Origin of the sequence: Actinomyces sp. HMSC065F12 (assembly GCF_001814535.1) — a bacterium.
Lineage (GTDB): Bacteria > Actinomycetota > Actinomycetes > Actinomycetales > Actinomycetaceae > Pauljensenia > Pauljensenia radingae_A.
This window is the reverse complement of the sequence record NZ_KV817046.1, coordinates 8,633-9,313: the sequence shown is the minus strand read 5'-3', so window position 1 is coordinate 9,313 and position 681 is coordinate 8,633. Positions and strand designations below refer to the sequence as shown.

1 protein-coding gene is annotated in these 681 nt (G+C 56.5%); it reads left to right on the top strand.

Annotated elements, in window-relative coordinates:
* On the top strand, positions 1–681 hold a 681-nt coding region (locus tag HMPREF2975_RS13165), incomplete at both ends, for a recombinase family protein (RefSeq protein ID WP_141757437.1).

The window sequence follows — 681 nt, the reverse complement described above, 5'->3', positions numbered from 1 at the left end:
CTGGCACGTCAACGAAATCCCGGCAAGGCCTGGCCGACCTGATGGACACAGCCAGGAGTGGGGTTGTCGATATTGTGTTGTGTAAATCGATCTCACGCCTGGCCCGCAACACTGTCGATCTGCTCGCTACGGTCCGTGAGCTGAAAGACCTGGGCGTGGCCGTGCGATTCGAACGCGAACAGATCGACACCCTTAGCGCTGACGGGGAACTGCTGTTAACCTTGCTGGCCTCGTTCGCCCAAGAAGAATCACGCTCACTATCCCAGAACGTCAAATGGGCGATCCGCAACCGGTACAAGAGCGGGGGCACGAACTCCTTCGTTGTCTATGGATACCAATGGGCAGACTGCCAGTTCACCATCGTCGAAGAAGAAGCCAAGATCGTGCGCTTACTGTTTGCCAATTATCTCGATGGGATCAGCCCGGAGAAAACCGCGACGATGCTCAATGCTGAAGGTAAACGCTCTCGGGGAGGGGGACGGTTCTACGGATCCGTGTTTCGTCGCATGCTCGAAAATGAGCGGTACAAGGGCTGCCAAATGCTACAGAAAATGTACCGCCCCACAATCCAAGCACCCACACGCTCCTTCAACGACGGGGAGCTGCCGCGATACTGGGTCGAGCAAGCCCTCCCAGCGATCATTGATGAGGCGATGTTTGACGCGGTGCAAGCAGAAATCG